Below are 19,197 nucleotides of genomic sequence, written 5' to 3' on the forward strand. Positions count from 1 at the left end.
TAGATCATCAAATCAGTTGATCAATGATCTATTTATCATCATCTTGTATGATGGCATACCAAAAGAATCGTGAAAAAAATTTTCGGTTGCCCGAATGTGATTTGCTTTGTTTTAGAAATAATAGAATAAAGTCAAATTCAACAACTTATTCCATTTGTTATCATCACCCTGCGCCAATGATGAAAAATTACCACCAATAAATGGATCATTTTTACTCACGATATATTCAGCAAGCAAAGAAAGCTGTTTATGATCAATCGAGACACCTAAAATATTACGCGTAGAATCTTGTGATCCTGACAGATCTTTGTTGTAACGGCTGTGCATAAAATAAGGGGTAATATTGCCAATCTGTTGAACATCTTTAAAGGTATATCCAAGGTCAGCGGTATAATAAGTTGCTTTATTGGCAACAGCATATTCACTGTCATACGATCCCATCAACGAGGTATCAGGGTGAATCAGATCTTTATTGCTGATGTCATTTTCACCTCCTGTTAATGTTAGTCCTAAAGCACCATAATTGAGTTTGCTAAATACTGACCACGCTTTACGACGACCTGTTTGATTGGTCTTTTTATTGTCAATTTCTGAGATCCAGTATGATACACCGATTTGTGTATTCAGCCCCTCAACAGCCAAAGGTATATCCTGCGTAATACGCCCAACCCACATATTTTTTTCCTGTAAATTGGTTTGTGACTCATCATCTGAACGCACATAATTCGCAGTATAACGCCCTGAATTAGGTGTATATGTTCCTGAATAATGACCACCATCTATAGCAAAATAACCTAAATCAAACTTGGTTGCTGTCGGCAATTCAGCATGATAGTTCACACCAACATTATGCACATCTTCCAACCCAGCAGTGGTATTGATACTACCAAATAGACTATTGCCCCAGAAACGTCCTGGACCAAATGGAATCGGTTGCATCCCAACTACAAACTGATCAGTTTTATTGAGACGGTATCCCACATAAGCATCAATCATGGTCGAAAAGTCACACAGCCGTTCATATTGATAACATCTATACTCAGCATGCCCAAACAGATCACCACGCGCATAATCTAGTTTGAGTTGTGCTGCATCAAAACGAATTTTTTGATCATCGGCATTTTCACCATACTGCTTAAGTTGGTAATTACCTCGCACATAACCAGATACCGTGAGCTGACCAGTTTCATTATTACGATCACCAAAACTGATTCCTGCATAGCTTGGCGAAATAAAAGCAACGAGAATTGAAGCAACGATCAGTTGTAAATTATTTTTTTTCATTTTGCAGATTCCTTTCTAATCCCCCTTTAATCTTTCCAAGATTAAATAGGTAATACACAACAAAACTAACCACCAAACCTATCACCCATGACACATCAACATCTGGAATAACGTTGGCGAAAGGTCCTGTAAAAAATGCATTGGTCAAGAATGGGATTTGAATTGCAATCCCAATAAAATAGGCGGTTAAAGCTTTTGCATTAAACTTGCCGTAAATGCCACCATCTTGAGCAAAAATAGAGTGAATATCATAGGATTTCTTATTCACCACATAGAAATCCAACAAGTTAATCGATACCCACGGCACCAAGATAAATAGCAAGGCAAAAACCACATTGAGGAAGAAACTAATAAAGTTACTAGATGCCCAAAGCGCAGTAAATGTAGCGAGAACAAGTACCGCAATAGATAAAGCCACACGAATATTTTTACTTGGTATCCATTGACCGGCAAAGGTTTGAATCGATGTAATACAAGATAAGACCGCACCATATAAATTCATGGCATTGTGACCAATAATATTACAGAGGAATAAAATCATCAGTGCATAGCCAAACAATCCTGTCCCCGATTTGACCGCTTCCATTGCATCTGTAGTAGAACCGATACTGACTGCCACTGTGCCAAATACCATCGCAAAAATCGTTCCTAGAGATGCGCCCCAATAGGTAAAAATAAAAGGCTTAAAAATTCCTATGCTTTTAGGTAAATATCTTGAATAATCTGAGGTATAGGGTGAAAAACTAATTTGCCAAACAGCGCATAAACCAAACATGGCAAACCAGCCTTTCATATTAAAAGCACCTTTTGCCAAGACATCTGCATTGATATGTGGAAGCATAATCATCAGACCAATTAATAATGCGCCTCCCATAAACCACGTGCCAATCTTATTGAACTTATGAATAAGGTGATAACCCACTATACCAATCGTGGTTGCAGCAATTGCCCCAATCACCGTGGCTATCGGTACAGGTATTGCAGGTACAACGGTATGTAAAGTTTTGCCAGATAAAATAATATTTGAAATAAAGAACCCCAAATAAATCAGGGTGGTAAATAATACAACCAACAATGCACCATAACGCCCAAACTGTGCGCGGCTCTGGATCATTTGCGGAATACCCACTTGTGGTCCTTGAGCTGAAGTCAATGCCAAAATTGCGGCCCCAAAGAAATGCCCAGCACAAATTGCAATTAAAGCGCTGACCAAATTCAGATTAAACGTCAACATTGACATTGCGCCAGTAATCACTGCCAAAGGCGCAATATTGGTACAAAACCATAGGGTAAAAAGATCCCGAACTTTTCCATGACGTTCTGATGGATCTACATAGTCAATTGAATGGCTTTCTATCGCAAAAGCATTTTTTTCATTTTGATTCATATCCTTAATCTCTCTTTGAGGAATTCATTTTCCTCAATATCAATTTATTTGTGAGCGTAAACCTAGGTTTCACAACCTGCCTTGTCAGCGCCATAGCGAGATGACCTGACCTTTATTGCTCTTATTCTGTACACTGATTTTCAACAGTTTTAATCAATCATTAAAAAAAGATAAAAATGCTCCAGTTGAGGCTTTTTAAAAGCTCAACAAAAGGTATTTTTAAACCGCAGTAAAATTTATGGGATTTCAGTGTTGTGCATATATTTTCATCCTTGAATTTAAAATTTCTAAATCAGACCTTTTAAGATTTATCGCATCACAAAAGGATCATCAATAGGTTCATCTGAAGTACGTAACCAAACGGTTTTTGTCGTGGTGTAATCGAATACCGCCTCAAAACCACCTTCACGACCATGACCAGATAAACCATGACCACCAAAGGGTGCGAGTGGTGAAACTGCCCGATAGGTATTCAACCAAACAATGCCTGACCGAATCGCTTTGGTCATCCGATGAGCACGACTTAAGTTATGGGTAAATATCCCAGCGGCAAGTCCATACGCAGTATGATTGGCTGTTTGAATTGCTTCCGCTTCAGTGCGAAAACCAACCACCGACAATACAGGGCCAAACAATTCAGTCATGACACAATCGGCCTGCGGAGCATCACTACAATCTAGAATCGTAGGTGGATAGTAATAACCTGCACGATCAATGGCTTGTCCACCTGTGAGTAGTTGTGCACCCTGCTGAATTGAACTTGCCACCACTTGCTCAATCTTCTGGCGTTGAGCTAAAGTACACAGTGGACCAAATTCCGTTGCCATATCATCCGGCAAACCAATTTTGATCCGTTGAACCCGCTCAACCAAACGTTGAAGAAACTCATCTTTAATACTTTCTTCGATGAGCAAGCGTGAACCTGCAACACAACTTTGCCCCGTTGCGGCAAAAATCGCAGCGACTTGGGCATTTACAGCACTTTGTAAATCAGCATCTGCAAAAACAATAAATGGCGATTTTCCACCCAGTTCAAGTGATACTTTGGCAAGGTTTTCGGCGGAATTACGTACGATATGTTGTGCTGTTTCAGGACCACCAGTAAATGCCACATGCGCAACCTCAGGATGACGCGTTAAAACCGCTCCACATTCAGTTGCAAAACCCGTAATCACATTCACAACACCTGCTGGAAAACCAGCGTCATGAACCAAGCGAGCAAATGCCAGTAATGGTGCAGGCCCTTGCTCTGAGGCTTTTAACACAACCGTACAGCCTGCTGCTAAAGCAGGACCGACTTTGACAGCGGATAAAAATAATTGACTGTTCCATGGCACAATCGCAGCGACTACACCCACAGGTTCACGAATAGTCCAAGCTTGCATGTCTTGCTTATCAATCGGTAAATAGCGACCTTCTAGCTTGTCTGCAATACCTGCGTAATAACGATAATACTCAGCCACATAAGCAATTTGGCTTGAGGTTTCACGAATGATTTTACCAGTGTCATACGTTTCATACTGTGCCAGTTGCGGTGCAGCTTTTTCGATCAAATCCGCAAGTTTATAAAGCAATTTTCCGCGTTGCGAAGCGGTTAAACCTGACCATGCCACATTTTGCAAAGCCTGAGATGCAGCAGAAACCGCACGATTAACCTCAGCTGTTCGAGCTTCAGGCATTTTTGCCCAAACTTGTCCAGTTGCTGGATTGATACTGTCAAATTGCGCAGCACCATCCTCAAATTGACCATTAATATATAACTGAAATGGAGAAGCCATACTCTTCTCTCCTATGCAAATGCTGGCATCACTTCATTAATCATACGTTCTAATGAGGCCTTTTTACGTTCAAAGCTCATTCCTGTATCGATCCAGAAGGAATACTCGTTATACCCCATCGCCTCATAGACTTTCAGACGATCAATGACTTCCTGCGCCTGACCAATGACATTATTTTTACGCATGGCTTCAGCTGTATAAAATGGATGTTGTGCGATTTCTTCTTGACTCAGTGGTGCAATAAGCCCTTGGGTAATTTCCCGCTCATTTTTAAACCACGCCCCAAAATAATTATAGAATGTATTCATTTCATCTGCTGCAAGCTGTGCATCTTGCTCACTGTCAGCAACGTAGGTATGCCGTAGTAACATAATTTCAGGACGAGCTACATCAGCAAACTTTTCACAAGCCGTATTGAAATGCCCCATCAACTTTTCGACTTCCTCATCACCTAAGTGCAAAGGTGTAACCTGTACATTACAGCCATTTTGTACTGCAAACTCATGGCTATTGGGATCACGAGCAGCAACCCAAATCGATGGATGTGGCTGTTGTAAAGGTTGTGGTGAAGCAGTGGTTTTCGGGAACTGCCAAAACTCACCCTTATGCTCATAATCGCCTTTCCATAGGTTTTTAATTGCAGGAATCATTTCGCGTAACCGCTGACCTGCACTCCATGCATCCATCCCCGGTACCATACGCTCATATTCAAATGAATATGCGCCTCGCGCTATGCCAATATCTAAACGACCATTGCAAATGATGTCTGCCATGGCAGCTTCACCAGCCAACTTTATCGGATGCCAAAACGGCGCAACTACGGTACCTGTGCCTAAGCGAACATTTTGAGTCTTGTTGGCAAGATCAACCAAATTAATAAATGGATTGGGTGCAATGGTAAAATTCATTGCATGATGTTCACCCATCCAAATCCCATGCATTCCGCCCCGATCAGCAATTTGGCAAAGCTCTATCATTTCATCATAAAGTTGCTTATGTGTTTCTTGATCAGAAACACGTTCCATGTGTACAAATAATGAAAAACGCATAGTTAAACTTCCTCTTTAACAATTTGACGAACCGTTCCAGTGGTTTGATTCCCGTAATAAACACCATAAGTTTTAAGATGATTTTCTTTGCGATAGCGCATTAACATACTTTCCAAAGCACTATCGACAAAAGTGAGTTGCTCAAGGTCATTTAAATCCACAAATTGACCTTTGTGGGCTTCAGGAATGGGGGTATTACATAAAAAAGCAATATATTGTTGTTGTGTGGTGATATCGTCGTAGACAGAATAAATAAAGCTTGGCGAAGCTTCAGGCTGGTAAACCGCAAAGATTTTCTCCAGCGTTTTTTCTGCACCGTCTTTATCTACAAGCAAATGTGGCAATGTCCATTTTTGCTCCGAGGTTTGCTCAAGCAAGATTTGGTTTTCATGACCGATTAATGCCATCATCATAACCTTCATGCCAGAGATCACATCCGTTGAAGATTTAGCGGGGGTAAAATAAGCACCACGGTAATACCCCAGTCCGGCAAAACCTGTTGAAGTAAAACCTTCTACCTTACCGATCAATACAGCATGATCTCCTGCATCAACAACTTGGTAAGTGGTACAGTCAAACCATGCACTCACTTGGTCAATAATCGGATTTTGGCAATCACTTTTGCGCCAGTCCAAATTTGCAAAACGATCATCACTTGGACGAGCAAAGGTATTGGAAATATCCTTTTGCTCTTCTGCCAAAATATTGATGGCAAAATGTGTTGCCTGTGCAAAGTAATCGTAATTGCTTGATGTCTTTGCAATGCTAACCAAAAGCAAAGCTGGGTCCAAAGACACCGAAGCAAAAGAGTTCGCTGTAAAACCTAATGGTGTTCCATCGTCCTTACAGGTGGTCACTATGGTCACGCCTGTCATAAATGACCCAAAAGCATCACGTAGTTCCCGTATTTTATTTATTGTATCCATTTCACTCATTGCTATATTCCTTTATCAAGCAATTTAGACGCTGGTTTCCAACCATGCTTGCATTGCATTATTCACTTTATCTGGTGCAGTTAAATTCACCATATGTCTTTCATTTTCAATCACAATAGCCTTGGCATTTTGAGCTTGGCTGGCCATCTGTATTGCCATTTCTGCTGTAGAGTTAGGATCACCAGTCCCCGTGAGAATCAAAGCTGGACAGGTGATTTTTGACCAGTCATTGGCATAAATTGAATCACCTCGAGCAAAGGCGGAATAAGCAGTTGCATAGCCTGACAGATCTACTTGCTGTAACCACGATTTCACTTTTAATGCAGCTTGGCGCTCTGCCTCACTGTCACCAAACCAACGTTGTAGTGGTGTTTCTATATCAAGCTGACCTGCTTTTATCGCTTGAGCGCGGTAAAGCACTGCATTCTTGGCTTTTTCTGAACGTTTATAAACACCATTCAATACCGCCATACGTTTCACCAGATTTGGACAAGTTGCACTTACACCTGTTGTAATCAGTGAACCCATTGAATGCCCAGCCAAATTGACAGCTCCAATATTCAGTTTTGTCAGAAACTCAATCATCCAATCCACAAAGGCCTGTAACGATGCATCATGGGCTAACTTTGTACTTTTCCCATGCCCGGGCATATCCACTGAGATCACGCGATAAGCTTTTGAGAAGAACTCAATTTGCGGATACCATGCCTCGGCTTGCATTCCAACACCATGAATCAGAACTAAAGGTTCTCCTTGACCCTGCTCAAAATAGTGAGCAAGGCGATTATTTGACAGCTGCAGGGTTTTTGAGATCATGACCTAACTCTTCCAAATCTTGATAACGATCCCCAATACGATGATGTGGACGACCACCTGTTGCAGCACCAATCACAATGACTAACTCATCAGCAGCTGGCGCATCTGGAATAGCAAACTGTAAGGTTAAATAATGAGAACGGCGCCCTTCATCATTTTTATCCATCATTGGAATTAAAATCGATGCATTTGCAGGGCCACGGGTGTTGTTAAATGCAAGATATGATTTTGCCCCGACCGCACTACGGTAAGTATTTCCAAAATGTAGGGTATGAATTAGGGCTGATGCATGTTCAAGCTCACCGTTTAAACCCACCACTGCACTCTTACCAAATGCTTGTACTGCTTCACCAGAACCGACTTCATCCAAAATAAGCTTGGTTAAATGCTCACTCAGTACTGGTGCAATACGGCGAATTTCTGGGGAAAGATTTTCAACATAACCTTGCCCTGCCCACGGGTTTTGAATCACAGCTGCTGCTGCAACCATTTTTAAGGGTATAGGTGCATCCTTAGCACCATCGATATATGTGGTTTCGACATGAAGCACCGTTTTACGTATCAGATTCATTGTTCTTCCTTGCTGGTTAATTAATTTTGCAGTCCGTATTATGGTATACCATAATACATAATGCAAAAAATGCAATAGTTTGCTATGCTATTTTTAAGCAAGGAACTTGTAACAAAATTGTGTATTCGCAAAATCAGGAATGATTAAACCTCTATGAATCTTAAAATTGAAAATCCACCCGTGACCTTGCGTGAGCTATGTTTAGACAAAGTTCGCAATGCCATTATTACTGGCTATTTTCCTTCTGGAAAAAGACTGGTTGAAAGAAGCTTATGTGAAGAACTGGGCGTAAGTCGCTCTGTTGTACGGGAGGTCATTCGTTATTTAGAAGCTGAAGGCTTGGTTGAGATTTTGCCAAATAAAGGGCCAATTGTTTCTTTGCTGAACTGGGAAATTGCATCACAGATTTATGAAATTCGACTATTGCTTGAACAAAGTGCGGTTGCTGATTGCACTCGGAATCTCACCCCTCAAACCACCGAAACTTTAAAAGCTTTAGTGATAGAACTTGAACACGCTTTTGCTATAGACGACATTAATTTGATTATTTCAGTCTCATCAAAACTCTATGAAACGATTTTTACCACAGCAAAACATCATATCGCCTTAGAAGTAGTACAACGCTTAAATGGTCGTATTAGCCGACTTCGCGCAATGACAATGAATTCAACTAAACGTGAAGTTTCAGGTTTTCAACGGATCAAAAACATATGTGAAGCGATCTATTTAGATCAAGATGCTGAAAAAGCCAAACAAGCTGTTGCTGCACATATTGCTGAAGCTGCTTCAATTGCAAAAAATATTTTAAATACATAAAGGTTTAAGAAATTAAAGGATTAAAGCCATGGCTGCATACTGGATTGCGCACGTTACCATTCATAATTTAGAACAATATAAACAATACATGGCTTTAGCCCCCTTAGCGTTTGAAAAATATAATGCAAAATTTCTTGCGAGAGGTGGAAATTCTATTTGCATGGAAGGAAAATCTTATGAACGCCATGTCATTATTGAATTTGCTGATTTAGAAACAGCACAAGCTTGTTATCATTCAGAAGAATACGCTAAAGCAAGGCTTGCTCGTCAAGATTGTGCCGATGTCATGATTAGTATTGTGGAAAGCTTAAAATCGCTGGATTTATAAAGCCCAAAAATGAATGTATTAGAACTAATAAAATACTTTTCATCACAATTTACTTAAACACACACTCTTCACCATTAGACTAAATTTTAAAAACGGTTCTTTAAATCAAAGAACCGTTTCGTAATACAGAGCCCTTAGAACTTAAAGCTATAATCTATATTTAAACGAGTTTCATTGGCTGAGTGAAAGACCATATTGGTTGGCATATCGTTTCGGTAATGAGAAAAACGTGCTCGCATGCCTAAGCCTTTTAACTTCCCTTCTGGGATTTTATAAGCTAAATCCAGCTCCATTGATTCTTCTTTAAATCGTTTATCGCCATAACTAAGTAAATCAATATCTTGCCCTTTGGCATAGCGGGTCATAAAACGCAGTCCATTGAGAGAGATATCAGCAAATTTTACATTTTTAAAATCATATTCATAACGCAGTGAATAGACTTTCTCGTCTTTATTGGAATAATCCGAGCTCATAAAATCAAGCACCACTGGACTTTCTGTTCCCGATAAAAATGGTAACCCTGTCGAACCAAAGGCCTGCATATAACCCAAAGACAGGGTATGGTTTTGATAATTTAAACCAAATAATCCACTTAAATGCTGGTTATCTACATCACCGATTTTTTGTCTACCTGCCTCCTGACTATTGAAAAATCGTACATCGCTTAAAAAAGTTAACTGTTCATTTAAAGGCTGTTTACCATTAAAACCTAAAAATTGCTGTTGGTAGATATCGTGCAGTTCAGCCTGATAAGCACGGATTCGATATGCATCATTGAGTTGATAAGCGCCACCAAAACTATAGAAGTAATCTGTTGTTGCTGATTGATCAAAACGGCGATTGATATTGTCCGTACCAACATCACTATAATGAATTGAATCACGCTGTCGCACTTGGTCTACGTAAAAACCTTCCAATTGCAACTTTGGAATTTCATTGGAAACAAACCGAGCACCTCGATAAGTTTGAGGGAACAAACGCGCAGGTGAAGAAAAAATCGTGGGCAATCGTGGAACCAAATCTCCCACAAAAAGCTCATTTTTCTTAAATTTTGCTTTGGCAGTCAGCCCTATTTTCCCATAATAATCATCTCGTGAATTATCTGCATTTACAGGTAATAAGTTACTCCGTGCATAGTCATCGGCTCGATCTCCAATTAAGTTAAATCCAGCCATTGCCAATACATCAACACCAAAACCAACTGTTCCATCGGTATAGCCCGATTGACCATTAAAGATGATACCTTGTGCCCAATCGCGCGCAGCAGTATAAGGATATGGATCTTGTTTATAGTCTCGGTCAAAGTAAAAATTTCTAAGCGTTAGCTCTGCACTACTGTCCGTCACTAAATCGGCATGCGCCAGAGTACTAAATAATGGGCAAAAGTATACCCACACCCACAAGGATGTTTTTTTCATTTTTTATCTCAACTATTTAATTTTTAGAGGATTAAGTTGTTGTTTTAAGCGTATAGGCTGCTTCATTTTTATGTCGATAAAATGCATTACCTAACATTAAAATAAGTACAATTGCCAAAATAAATACCACCCCGTAATATGCATAAAGTGTGGCTGGCGCTAAACCTTTATCTAAAAAAACGCCTGCAATTGTTGGTGATAAAATAGCACCAATACGTCCAAAACCGATGGCATAGCCTACGCCACGGCTACGAATATCGGCGTCGTAAATTGTAGGTGAAATAGAATATAAACCTGCAATACAACCATTAATCAGCGTTCCAAGTAATAGGCCAACAATCAATGCCACGCTCACTTGGGCCGAGACAGCCACGAATAAAAACACACATGCGGCAGTTAGTCCTAGAAATAGACTTAAGGCATAGAAGATTTTGATACGGGATGCCAGCAAACCAATAATTGCTGCACCAAAGATCCCACCAATACTAATTAAAATACCTGTGGTAACCCCTTGTTCAGGCGACATTCCCATTGAAATTAAAATTTTCGGTGTCCAACTCATCACAAAATAAAAGCCAAACATTACGAGAAAGAAAGCACCCCATAGACACAATGTTTGAAAGCCCTGTTGCCCACCAAATAATTTAGCAAAATCTCCGCCACCCTTTGCATCACTTTTTGCATAATCAGGTAAGGCATCTAGATGAGTTAAGCCCATACGCTGTAACACTGAGTTCATTCGCGCTAGCGCTTGTTGCGGTCTTTTTGCCAACAAATAATCTAAGGACTCAGGCAATAACCATATACTCACCAACAGCATTGCAATGGTTGTGATCCCACCTGCAAGAAAAATCGAGCGCCAGCCTAAATGTTCAATCAGTGTCAGTGACAATATCCCACCAAGTGTGGCACCAATCCCATATCCTGTAGACATCAAACTTACCGCAAAACTTCTCCAGCGTGTATTGGCATATTCACTGGCCAAAACATTACTACTGGCAAGAATACCGCCAACCCCAATCCCTGTGACAAAACGAAGCATGGCCAACATACTATGACTATTGACAAAAGCACATGCCAGCATGCTGATTCCAGCAATCACCAAACAAATTAAGATCAGTAAACGGCGACCAATTTTATCGGCAAGTGGTGCCAGAAAAATCGAACCAGCAGCCATGCCAAATAGACCAGCACTTAATAACAAACCGATTTGAGCACCAGAAAGCGACCAATCCGCTGAAACCGAAGGTGCAGTAAATGCCATAACCATGACATCAAAACCATCAATAATATTGAGGAAAACACAAATCAAAATCACAAACCATTGATAGCGGCTCATCTTATTTTGACTTATCTCTCCAAGCACATCTCTTTCCATTTGTGTATCTCCCAATCTGGATAGGATATACACACGACATTATTGAGCTGCGTCGTTGGGTGGTTATGCATATCCGTATCCATAATTACCTAGAGGAATAATTTAATTTTTAAACTCATCTTTGAACAAGAATATTTTTTTGGAGCGTCCTGCTCTATTTCATCTTGATTAATTGGATCCAAAAAATCAATAGTATTATTAAAAAATATTTACAAAATAAAAATAAAAAGCAAAATCAATTGATTTATTTAAATATTTATAAAAAAATAAATAAAGAACAGATGTATAAATTTAAAAATTACATGAAAATGGATCCATTAAATTCAATTAGCCTCTACTAAGTAAGTGACCTTATTGAGATATTAAAAAAGCCCCCTTATTCTTAAATATTTTAGTTTTCGCAATGCGAGAGGTATTCAACAAAAACACCAATTGGATCCAAAAATAAATAAAAGCACAATCAACCACATAAATATCGCAGAGATATTTTTTTAAATAAAAACAGCAAAATATTGATAAAAACAAAATAAAAAAGCCTAAATAAAAGGATTTAATGATCATTTTATGGATTGACTGTTTATTTTTGTTGATATAAATTGGATCCAATAAGTGATAAGGAGTCATCACAAATGTTTATAAAAAATGCATGGTATGTTGCTTGCTATCCTGAAGATATCCAAGACAAGCCGCTTGGTCGCACCATCTGTGGTGAAAAAATTGTTTTCTATCGCGGCAAAGAAAATCAAGTTGCTGCTGTTGAAGATTTTTGTCCACATCGTGGCGCCCCATTATCATTAGGCTATGTTGAAGATGGCAATTTAGTTTGTGGTTATCATGGTTTAGTCATGGGATGCGAAGGAAAAACCATTTCTATGCCAGCTCAACGTGTAAACGGTTTCCCCTGTAATAAAGCCTATGCAGCCATAGAAAAGTTTGGTTTTATTTGGGTTTGGCCTGGTGATCAAGCTTTGGCTGATGAGTCCAAACTCCCTACACTAGAATGGGCAGATCATCCTGAGTGGAGCTATGGCGGTGGTTTATTCCATATTGATTGTGATTATCGTTTGATGGTCGACAACCTTATGGATTTGACCCATGAAACCTATGTCCATTCGAGCAGTATTGGGCAAAAAGAAATTGATGAAGCACTTCCTGTCACCAAGGTCGATGGTGATCATGTCATTACTGAACGTTATATGGAAAATGTCATCGCTCCTCCATTTTGGCAAATGGCACTTCGTTGTAATAACTTAGCAGATGATGTTGCTGTAGATCGTTGGCAACGCTGTCACTTCGTTGCTCCAAGTAATGTACATATTGAAGTGGGTGTCGCTCATGCTGGTCATGGCGGATATCATGCCCCTAAAGATAAAAAAGTGTCATCGATCGTGGTTGATTTTATTAGCCCTGAAACAGAAACCTCGCATTGGTATTTTTGGGGAATGGCACGTAATTTCCAACAAGATAACCCGACCCTCACTGATCTCATTCGCGAAGGTCAAGGCAAAATCTTTACCGAAGATTTAGAAATGCTGGAACAACAGCAACAAAATATTTTACGAAATCCCCATCGCCAGTTACTGATGCTGAATATCGATGCTGGTGGCGTACAGTCACGTAAAGTGATTGATAGATTACTGGCACAAGAAAGTACGCTCACACCTGAAACAACAAAACATAAGTTTCCAAATATTCGGGTGATTTAAAGGAGAATAAACATGGACGTTGTTATTAATAAAATTCATCAACTTACTCCATCAATTCGAGCCTTTGAATTGATTTCAAGCAATGGTTCTGCCCTTCCAAGCTTTGAGGCAGGCGCGCATATTGATGTACATCTCAAAAATGGCTTAACGCGCCAATACTCACTTTCAAACTGTTGTAGTGAAAAACACCGTTATGTGATTGGTGTTTTGCATGATGAGCATTCTAGAGGTGGTTCTCGTTGCATGCATACCGAGTACCGTGAAGGTGATCAATTACGTATTGGCGTACCACGTAACTTATTTGAAATTCATCCTCATACCCAAAAGGCAATCTTATTTGCTGGTGGTATCGGTATTACCCCGATTCTTTCAATGGCATATCGACTTAAATCCCAGCGGATCCCATTTGAGCTGCATTATTTTGTACGTAGTCATGAAATGATTGCTTTCTATGGAAATTTAACCGAACACTTTACAGGTCAGATTCATTTTCATATTCAAAATCAACCTGAAACTCAATGTGATATGTCGTCTGTCTTGGAGCAGACCACATCCGATAGACATTTATATGTTTGTGGACCAGCAGGTTTTATGGCATTTGTGATGGAGTCAGCTCAACACATGGGCTGGCAGACAGAGCAGCTACATCAAGAACACTTTGTCGCACAAAAGTCAGAGGTATCTAACAATGCTGCTTTTACCATCGAAATCAAAGGCAGTGACCGTCGAATCGAAGTACAGCCTCATCAAACAGCAACCCAAGCCTTAATTGAGAACGGTTTTGATGTCCCTGTTTCTTGTGAACAAGGTATTTGCGGAACCTGTATCACGCGTGTGCTTGCAGGAATTCCAGATCACCGTGATGTATTTATGACTGATGAAGAACATGCATTAAATAACCAGTTTACCCCCTGCTGTTCCCGAGCAAAATCTACAAGTTTGCTGATTGAATTCTAATGAAAAACAGCCCTTTGATTCGATTAAAAGAGCTGCTTAGGGTCTGTTGATATTTCTTTTCGGTTTTATTGAGACAACACGTTTCTTAAGGTCTCGCCCAAAACCACAACACTACTATGTTCCCGCATCAATGTTTCAGCACGTCCAGCTTGTCTATGCATTAAAGCATCGTAAATTGAACAGTGTTGTAGATGGGCATAATGTAAGCGACGATATTCTGAAAGTGCTTGAGTTTGGTCATAGGTAATGGCTTGGGCCGAGGCCATGGGCAATTGATTGTTTTTGGCTAAGGCTTGGATCAATGCAACATTTTGCGCGCCTTGAATAATGGTATCGTGAAAAATCACATTAAAGTGATGGTAACGTTCCAGTTCATGATCACCAAACTCAGTTTTTCCATCAAAAAGTTTTTCAGTTTCGACAATGCAATTTTGTAGTGTTTTTTTCTGTTCTTCCGTCAAACCTTGTTCTGCAATGGTTTTAGCAGCCAGTCCTTCAAGGATGCCACGCACTTCAAGTGCATCATTGATCAGTTTTTCTGAAATTTCTCGAACTGTATAACCTCGAGTCGGATTTTTAATCAATAAACCTTCTTGCTCAAGTAAACGAAATGCCATACGCACAGGCTGTCTGGACACCCCAAGCAACTCAGCCGTTGGGATCTCTGCCACTCTGGCACCGCCCTCTAGCTCCCCAGCAATAATCATTTTTCTAAGTTTAATTAAAACTTGTTGACCTGAAGACATTCACTGTCACACGCTATCAAAAATACCCTTTGATGCTAACAAGTTCATCTATAAAATGAAAACAAATTTTCGATTTGAATCTATTTGGTTTCAAGTTTCAAAAAAAGCCTGAACAGCTTTGTTGTATAAAAAAGAAAAAGAAAGCCACCTATATTTAATTAAGATTTAAAATCTTGCTCAAAATAGGTAACTTTCTATTTTTCAAAAATTAATGACTAAGCAAGTCAGAACGACTCCCCTGAACCTCATTAAATGTTTTAATTTCATAAGGTAAACCCACATAGTTTTCAGCCAATGTGGTTAAACCCGCATGTGAATCTAAAATATAACTCAATTCAGCCTGCTTAATTTTATGATCAAACTCACTTTCCGTTTCAAAACGATGTAGTAAATGCGTCATCCACCATGAAAAACGTTCTGCTTTCCACACACGTTTTAAGCATTTTTCAGAATATTCCTCGATGCCTTGTTCTGAACCATTGAGATAAAATTCAATTAAGGCATTTGACAAATAAGCGATATCAGATGCAGCTAAATTTAAACCTTTTGCCCCAGTCGGTGGAACGATATGTGCGGCATCTCCTGCTAAAAATAGTTTCCCAAATCGCATTGGCTCTGTCACAAAACTGCGTAAAGGTGCAATACTTTTTTCAATAGAAGTGCCTGTAACCAAATTTTTACGACTTTCGTCATCAAGGCGATTTTTTAACTCATCCCAAAATCGTTCGTCAGACCACTCATCGACATGATCCGTCACAGGAACTTGTAAATAATATCGGCTACGGGTTTTTGAACGCATACTACATAAAGCAAAACCACGTTCTGACTGCACATAGATTAATTCATCTGAAACAGGTGGAACATCTGCAAGTACACCTAACCAACCGAATGGATAAATCTTTTCAAAAGTTTTGATTTTATCTTGTGGCACGCTTGCACGACAGACCCCATGATAACCATCACAGCCTGCAATAAAATCACATCTAAGCTGATACGATTGACCATTTTGCTGAAAGCTAACATACGGGTTTTGCTCAAAATCATGAATTTGCACATTCTCAGCTTCATAGTAAGTACATAGACCTGCCGCTTCACGTGCATGCATTAAATCTTTTGTGACTTCCGTTTGTCCATAAACCGTAACTTGCTTCCCCTGAGTTAACTCAGATAAATCCACACGATGCTTTAAGCCATTGGTTAAAATTTCAATACCATTATGTGCTAAGCCAAACTTGTTTAGATTTTCATCCACACCCGCTTGCTTCAATAAATCAACCGATACTTGTTCAAGTATCCCTGCTCGAATACGTGCAGCTACATATTCAGCACTGCGTTGCTCAATGATCACGTGGGAGATACCTGCTTTAAACAACAGTTGTCCAAGCAATAGCCCAGCTGGGCCTGAACCAATAATCGCCACTTGTGTGGTTAAATTTTCCATAACATTTTCTCCATATCCTGACCATTAAATTAATTTTTTTGATCTCTTTTTGATATGGTGAAAACTGGATAATCGCCGTATAGTGGCAACAATGACCGTATATCGGCCATAAAATTATAATCGGAAATGGATGAACGATGAGATACGATTTAATTGAGAACGAGGTTTCAGGTGAAACCATTAAGCAAGACGATTACATTGCTGGACTCGCCAAAGGGCTAAGTTTGCTTGAAGCCTTTGGGGTTGATCGTCAAAAACTCAATTCGACTCAAATTGCAGAGCGCACAGGATTGAGTCGTACAGCGGCACGAAGATATTTACGAACTTTAAAATATTTAGGTTATTTAGAAACTGATGATCACTACTTTTGGTTAACTCACAAAGTATTACGCTTATCGAGCTCCTATTTAAGCTCTGCTCATCTGCCTAAAGTTGTGCAACCTATTCTCAATCTGTTAAGCGCTCAAACCAGTCTGACTTTTTCACTGGTGGTTTTAGATGAACATGAAGTCGTTCCAATTGCCCGAAGCTACTTACCTCAACACGATAATTTACGCCTTAGCCCTTATGGGATGCATTTGGGCAATCGTCTGCCTGCACATGCAACCTCAACAGGCAAGGTTTTATTGGCAGCATTGAATTTAGAAGAACAAAAACACTGGGTAAATAAATATAGTTTGAAACGCCTCACCGCTTATACCATTCAAGATGAAGTCCAGTTTTATCAAGTATTGGCAGAAATTCAAAAACAAGATTATTGTCTATCAAAAGAACAACATGAATTAGGGGTTATTGCGATTGCAGTTCCAGTATTAAATGCACAAGGCAAAGCCGTCGCTGCATTAAACTGTATTGCACAAACACATCGTGTCACTGAAGAACAACTGATTCAGCAAGTTTTGCCTTTACTGAGAAATACAGCCTATGAGTTAAGGAGTATGGTTTAAAAATACGTTGAAGAAATTTTAATGGGAACCATAATGCTTAAAGGCTAATTTTTTAAACGCATAGCTTTTAACTTGTTCATGACAGCGCAAAACAATATAAATTTATAAAACATATAGATCCATATTGATTTTTACCACCAACTTAAAAGATAATAATTATTATTCGCATATTTATAAAAATCAATTTTATGATCCAATCTATTCTTATTCAGCCAATAGCAAATCGTGTACTCAGCTCTATGACTTTGATCAGTTAAAAAAATACAAACTGATGCTGCAAAACACCTGTTTCTGCTAAAAGCTTTGTCAGCCAGCAACGCAACCTGAATTGAATTTAATCTCTTTTTTTCTGTAAATCATCAGTACCCATACTTGAGCAATCAATAAGTTTACTCGACTGGGGGAATCACATCACTGTTATCGAATAGGTCATTTTTCATGTTGAAGAAAACTTCTCTCTACTTGGCGCTAGGCGTGTTGATCATGCAAATCTCAATACCTAGTTTTGCGGATAACAGCATCAAAATTGGAGAAACACACAACTTCGTGTCTTCAGTTTTAAATGAAAAAAGACCAATCCAGATCTATCTCCCTGCAACATATGGCAAATATCCTAAGCAAAAATATCCTGTGATTTATCTATTAGATAGCGAAAGTAACTTCCATTATTTGACAGGAATTGTGGAAAAATTATCGAAGTCACCTTACCCTTCGATTCCTGAAATCGTCGTTGTTGGGATCGTTAATACAGATCGTGCTCGAGACTTAACCCCAACCAAGCAAAAGCCTGAAATTAATGAAGGACGTGTAATTGAAGGTGAAACTGGCGGAAATGTCGCATTTTTTAAATTTTTAGAATCGGAGCTCATGCCTGATATTGAGAAAAAATATCGTACGAATGGGTTAAATATATTGATTGGTCATTCTTTCGGAGGTATTACCGCACTCAATCATATGCTCAATGGTCAACAAAATATCCAAGCCTATATTGTCCATGACCCTAGTATTTGGTGGGATGATGAGATCATGCTGAAACGTTTTAAGGAAGCGAACAATCAAGATTTTCAGCATAAAACTTTATTTTTAACCCAAGTTGGTGCCAGTGAAAATACAGACAGTTTAGACAACCATTACAAGGGTATCAAAAAGTTCAATCAATATTTAAGTCAACAGCCTTTTACTCAACTGAACTATAAATATGTCCAGTATGAGGGTGAAGATCACGGTACTGTGCCAATGAAAGGTAATCTTGATGGTTTGCGTTATATTTTTGAAGGTATGCGAGTCAATATTAAAGCGATCCCAGAAAATCCCAATCTTATAAAACAACATTATGCTCAATTAAGTCAAAATTTAGGCTTTGAGATACAACCCAGTGAGGCTTATTTAGATCGTGTTTTAGACTATTTAAAGCGCTCAAACAATCCAAAAGTGATACAACAATTTCAGGACTATATCCTTTCGATCTATCCTCAATGGCGTGTTAAAACATCATCTTAAAAACGTATATGATTTAAATGTGCCACAACGATATGACCGCTTATTTAAAGTGTTCACATCGTTGTGGGTTTTCTCTTTACACACTGTTGTTTGAGATTGAATTTTTCTACACGCAAAAAATTAAATGCCTAAAGTATACA

General features: G+C 39.2%; 17 protein-coding genes. 6 read left to right on the top strand and 11 right to left on the bottom strand.

The genetic code is table 11. The annotated features are described in order from the left end of the window. Positions 1 to 111: 111 nt before the first annotated feature. The 7 genes from M2R48_RS16145 to M2R48_RS16175 all read right to left on the bottom strand — a co-directional run bounded on the left by M2R48_RS16145 (position 112) and on the right by M2R48_RS16175 (position 7,820). A complete protein-coding gene (locus M2R48_RS16145; RefSeq protein ID WP_262086742.1) occupies positions 112 to 1,284 on the bottom strand; it encodes a hypothetical protein in 1,173 nt (390 codons plus the stop codon). Continuing rightward, complete coding sequence (locus M2R48_RS16150) at positions 1,271 to 2,671, bottom strand: purine-cytosine permease family protein (protein ID WP_262086743.1); 1,401 nt, start codon at positions 2,669 to 2,671, stop codon at positions 1,271 to 1,273. Before M2R48_RS16150 ends, M2R48_RS16145 begins: the two co-directional genes overlap by 14 nt. A 308-nt stretch (positions 2,672 to 2,979) precedes the next feature. Beyond that, the gene (gene tgnC, locus M2R48_RS16155) at positions 2,980 to 4,449 is read right to left on the bottom strand and encodes a (Z)-2-((N-methylformamido)methylene)-5-hydroxybutyrolactone dehydrogenase (protein WP_262086744.1); all 1,470 of its coding nucleotides are present in this window, start codon (positions 4,447 to 4,449) and stop codon (positions 2,980 to 2,982) included. A gap of 11 nt (positions 4,450 to 4,460) precedes the next feature. Beyond that, entirely contained in the window at positions 4,461 to 5,498 is a 1,038-nt protein-coding gene (tgnB, locus tag M2R48_RS16160) for a flavin-dependent trigonelline monooxygenase oxygenase component (protein ID WP_262086745.1), read from the bottom strand. Between the two features lie 2 nt (positions 5,499 to 5,500). Then, entirely contained in the window at positions 5,501 to 6,433 is a 933-nt protein-coding gene (gene tgnA, locus M2R48_RS16165) for a flavin-dependent trigonelline monooxygenase reductase component (RefSeq protein WP_262086746.1), read from the bottom strand. 24 nt (positions 6,434 to 6,457) lie between these two features. Next, positions 6,458 to 7,249, bottom strand: a complete 792-nt coding sequence (locus M2R48_RS16170; protein ID WP_262086747.1) for an alpha/beta fold hydrolase — start codon at positions 7,247 to 7,249, stop codon at positions 6,458 to 6,460. Beyond that, positions 7,218 to 7,820 (bottom strand): amino acid synthesis family protein, encoded by a 603-nt coding sequence (locus M2R48_RS16175; RefSeq protein WP_262086748.1) that lies wholly within the window; start codon positions 7,818 to 7,820, stop codon positions 7,218 to 7,220. The genes M2R48_RS16170 and M2R48_RS16175 overlap by 32 nt, the downstream gene beginning before the upstream one ends. 153 nt (positions 7,821 to 7,973) lie before the next feature. Between M2R48_RS16175 and M2R48_RS16180 the strand changes: the two genes are divergently transcribed. Together M2R48_RS16180 and M2R48_RS16185 are read left to right on the top strand one after the other, a co-directional pair. Beyond that, the gene (locus tag M2R48_RS16180; protein ID WP_004817253.1) at positions 7,974 to 8,636 is read left to right on the top strand and encodes a GntR family transcriptional regulator; all 663 of its coding nucleotides are present in this window, start codon (positions 7,974 to 7,976) and stop codon (positions 8,634 to 8,636) included. Between the two features lie 28 nt (positions 8,637 to 8,664). Beyond that, complete coding sequence (locus M2R48_RS16185) at positions 8,665 to 8,964, top strand: DUF1330 domain-containing protein (protein WP_262086749.1); 300 nt, start codon at positions 8,665 to 8,667, stop codon at positions 8,962 to 8,964. Positions 8,965 to 9,098: 134 nt separating this feature from the next. Here the strand turns inward: M2R48_RS16185 and M2R48_RS16190 are convergent, their stop codons facing one another. Both M2R48_RS16190 and M2R48_RS16195 read right to left on the bottom strand, forming a co-directional pair. Further along, positions 9,099 to 10,382 (bottom strand): OprD family porin, encoded by a 1,284-nt coding sequence (locus M2R48_RS16190; RefSeq protein WP_262086750.1) that lies wholly within the window; start codon positions 10,380 to 10,382, stop codon positions 9,099 to 9,101. Positions 10,383 to 10,413: 31 nt separating this feature from the next. Beyond that, positions 10,414 to 11,760, bottom strand: coding sequence for an MFS transporter (locus M2R48_RS16195; RefSeq protein WP_262086751.1), 1,347 nt, complete (start codon positions 11,758 to 11,760; stop codon positions 10,414 to 10,416). A 629-nt stretch (positions 11,761 to 12,389) separates the two neighbouring features. On the opposite strand from M2R48_RS16195, the gene M2R48_RS16200 reads away from it, so the two are divergent. Both M2R48_RS16200 and M2R48_RS16205 read left to right on the top strand, forming a co-directional pair. Then, entirely contained in the window at positions 12,390 to 13,466 is a 1,077-nt protein-coding gene (locus M2R48_RS16200) for an aromatic ring-hydroxylating oxygenase subunit alpha (RefSeq protein WP_262086752.1), read from the top strand. Between the two features lie 12 nt (positions 13,467 to 13,478). After that, positions 13,479 to 14,423, top strand: a complete 945-nt coding sequence (locus M2R48_RS16205) for a PDR/VanB family oxidoreductase (protein WP_262086753.1) — start codon at positions 13,479 to 13,481, stop codon at positions 14,421 to 14,423. Between the two features lie 65 nt (positions 14,424 to 14,488). Here M2R48_RS16205 and M2R48_RS16210 read toward each other — a convergent pair whose 3' ends face one another. Then, positions 14,489 to 15,169 carry a GntR family transcriptional regulator gene (locus M2R48_RS16210; RefSeq protein WP_004717728.1) on the bottom strand — a complete coding sequence of 227 codons (681 nt, stop codon included), beginning with the start codon at positions 15,167 to 15,169 and terminating at the stop codon, positions 14,489 to 14,491. A 208-nt stretch (positions 15,170 to 15,377) separates the two neighbouring features. Continuing rightward, positions 15,378 to 16,610 (bottom strand): 4-hydroxybenzoate 3-monooxygenase, encoded by a 1,233-nt coding sequence (gene pobA, locus M2R48_RS16215; RefSeq protein WP_262086754.1) that lies wholly within the window; start codon positions 16,608 to 16,610, stop codon positions 15,378 to 15,380. A gap of 137 nt (positions 16,611 to 16,747) precedes the next feature. On the opposite strand from pobA, the gene M2R48_RS16220 reads away from it, so the two are divergent. Together M2R48_RS16220 and M2R48_RS16225 are read left to right on the top strand one after the other, a co-directional pair. Beyond that, the gene (locus M2R48_RS16220) at positions 16,748 to 17,557 is read left to right on the top strand and encodes an IclR family transcriptional regulator C-terminal domain-containing protein (RefSeq protein WP_056513343.1); all 810 of its coding nucleotides are present in this window, start codon (positions 16,748 to 16,750) and stop codon (positions 17,555 to 17,557) included. Between the two features lie 438 nt (positions 17,558 to 17,995). Continuing rightward, on the top strand, positions 17,996 to 19,057 hold the full coding sequence (locus tag M2R48_RS16225; RefSeq protein WP_262086755.1) for an alpha/beta hydrolase: 1,062 nt from the start codon (positions 17,996 to 17,998) through the stop codon (positions 19,055 to 19,057). Positions 19,058 to 19,197 lie beyond the last annotated feature (140 nt).

Origin of the sequence: Acinetobacter sp. I-MWF, from assembly GCF_025433935.1 — a bacterium.
Lineage (GTDB): Bacteria > Pseudomonadota > Gammaproteobacteria > Pseudomonadales > Moraxellaceae > Acinetobacter > Acinetobacter guillouiae.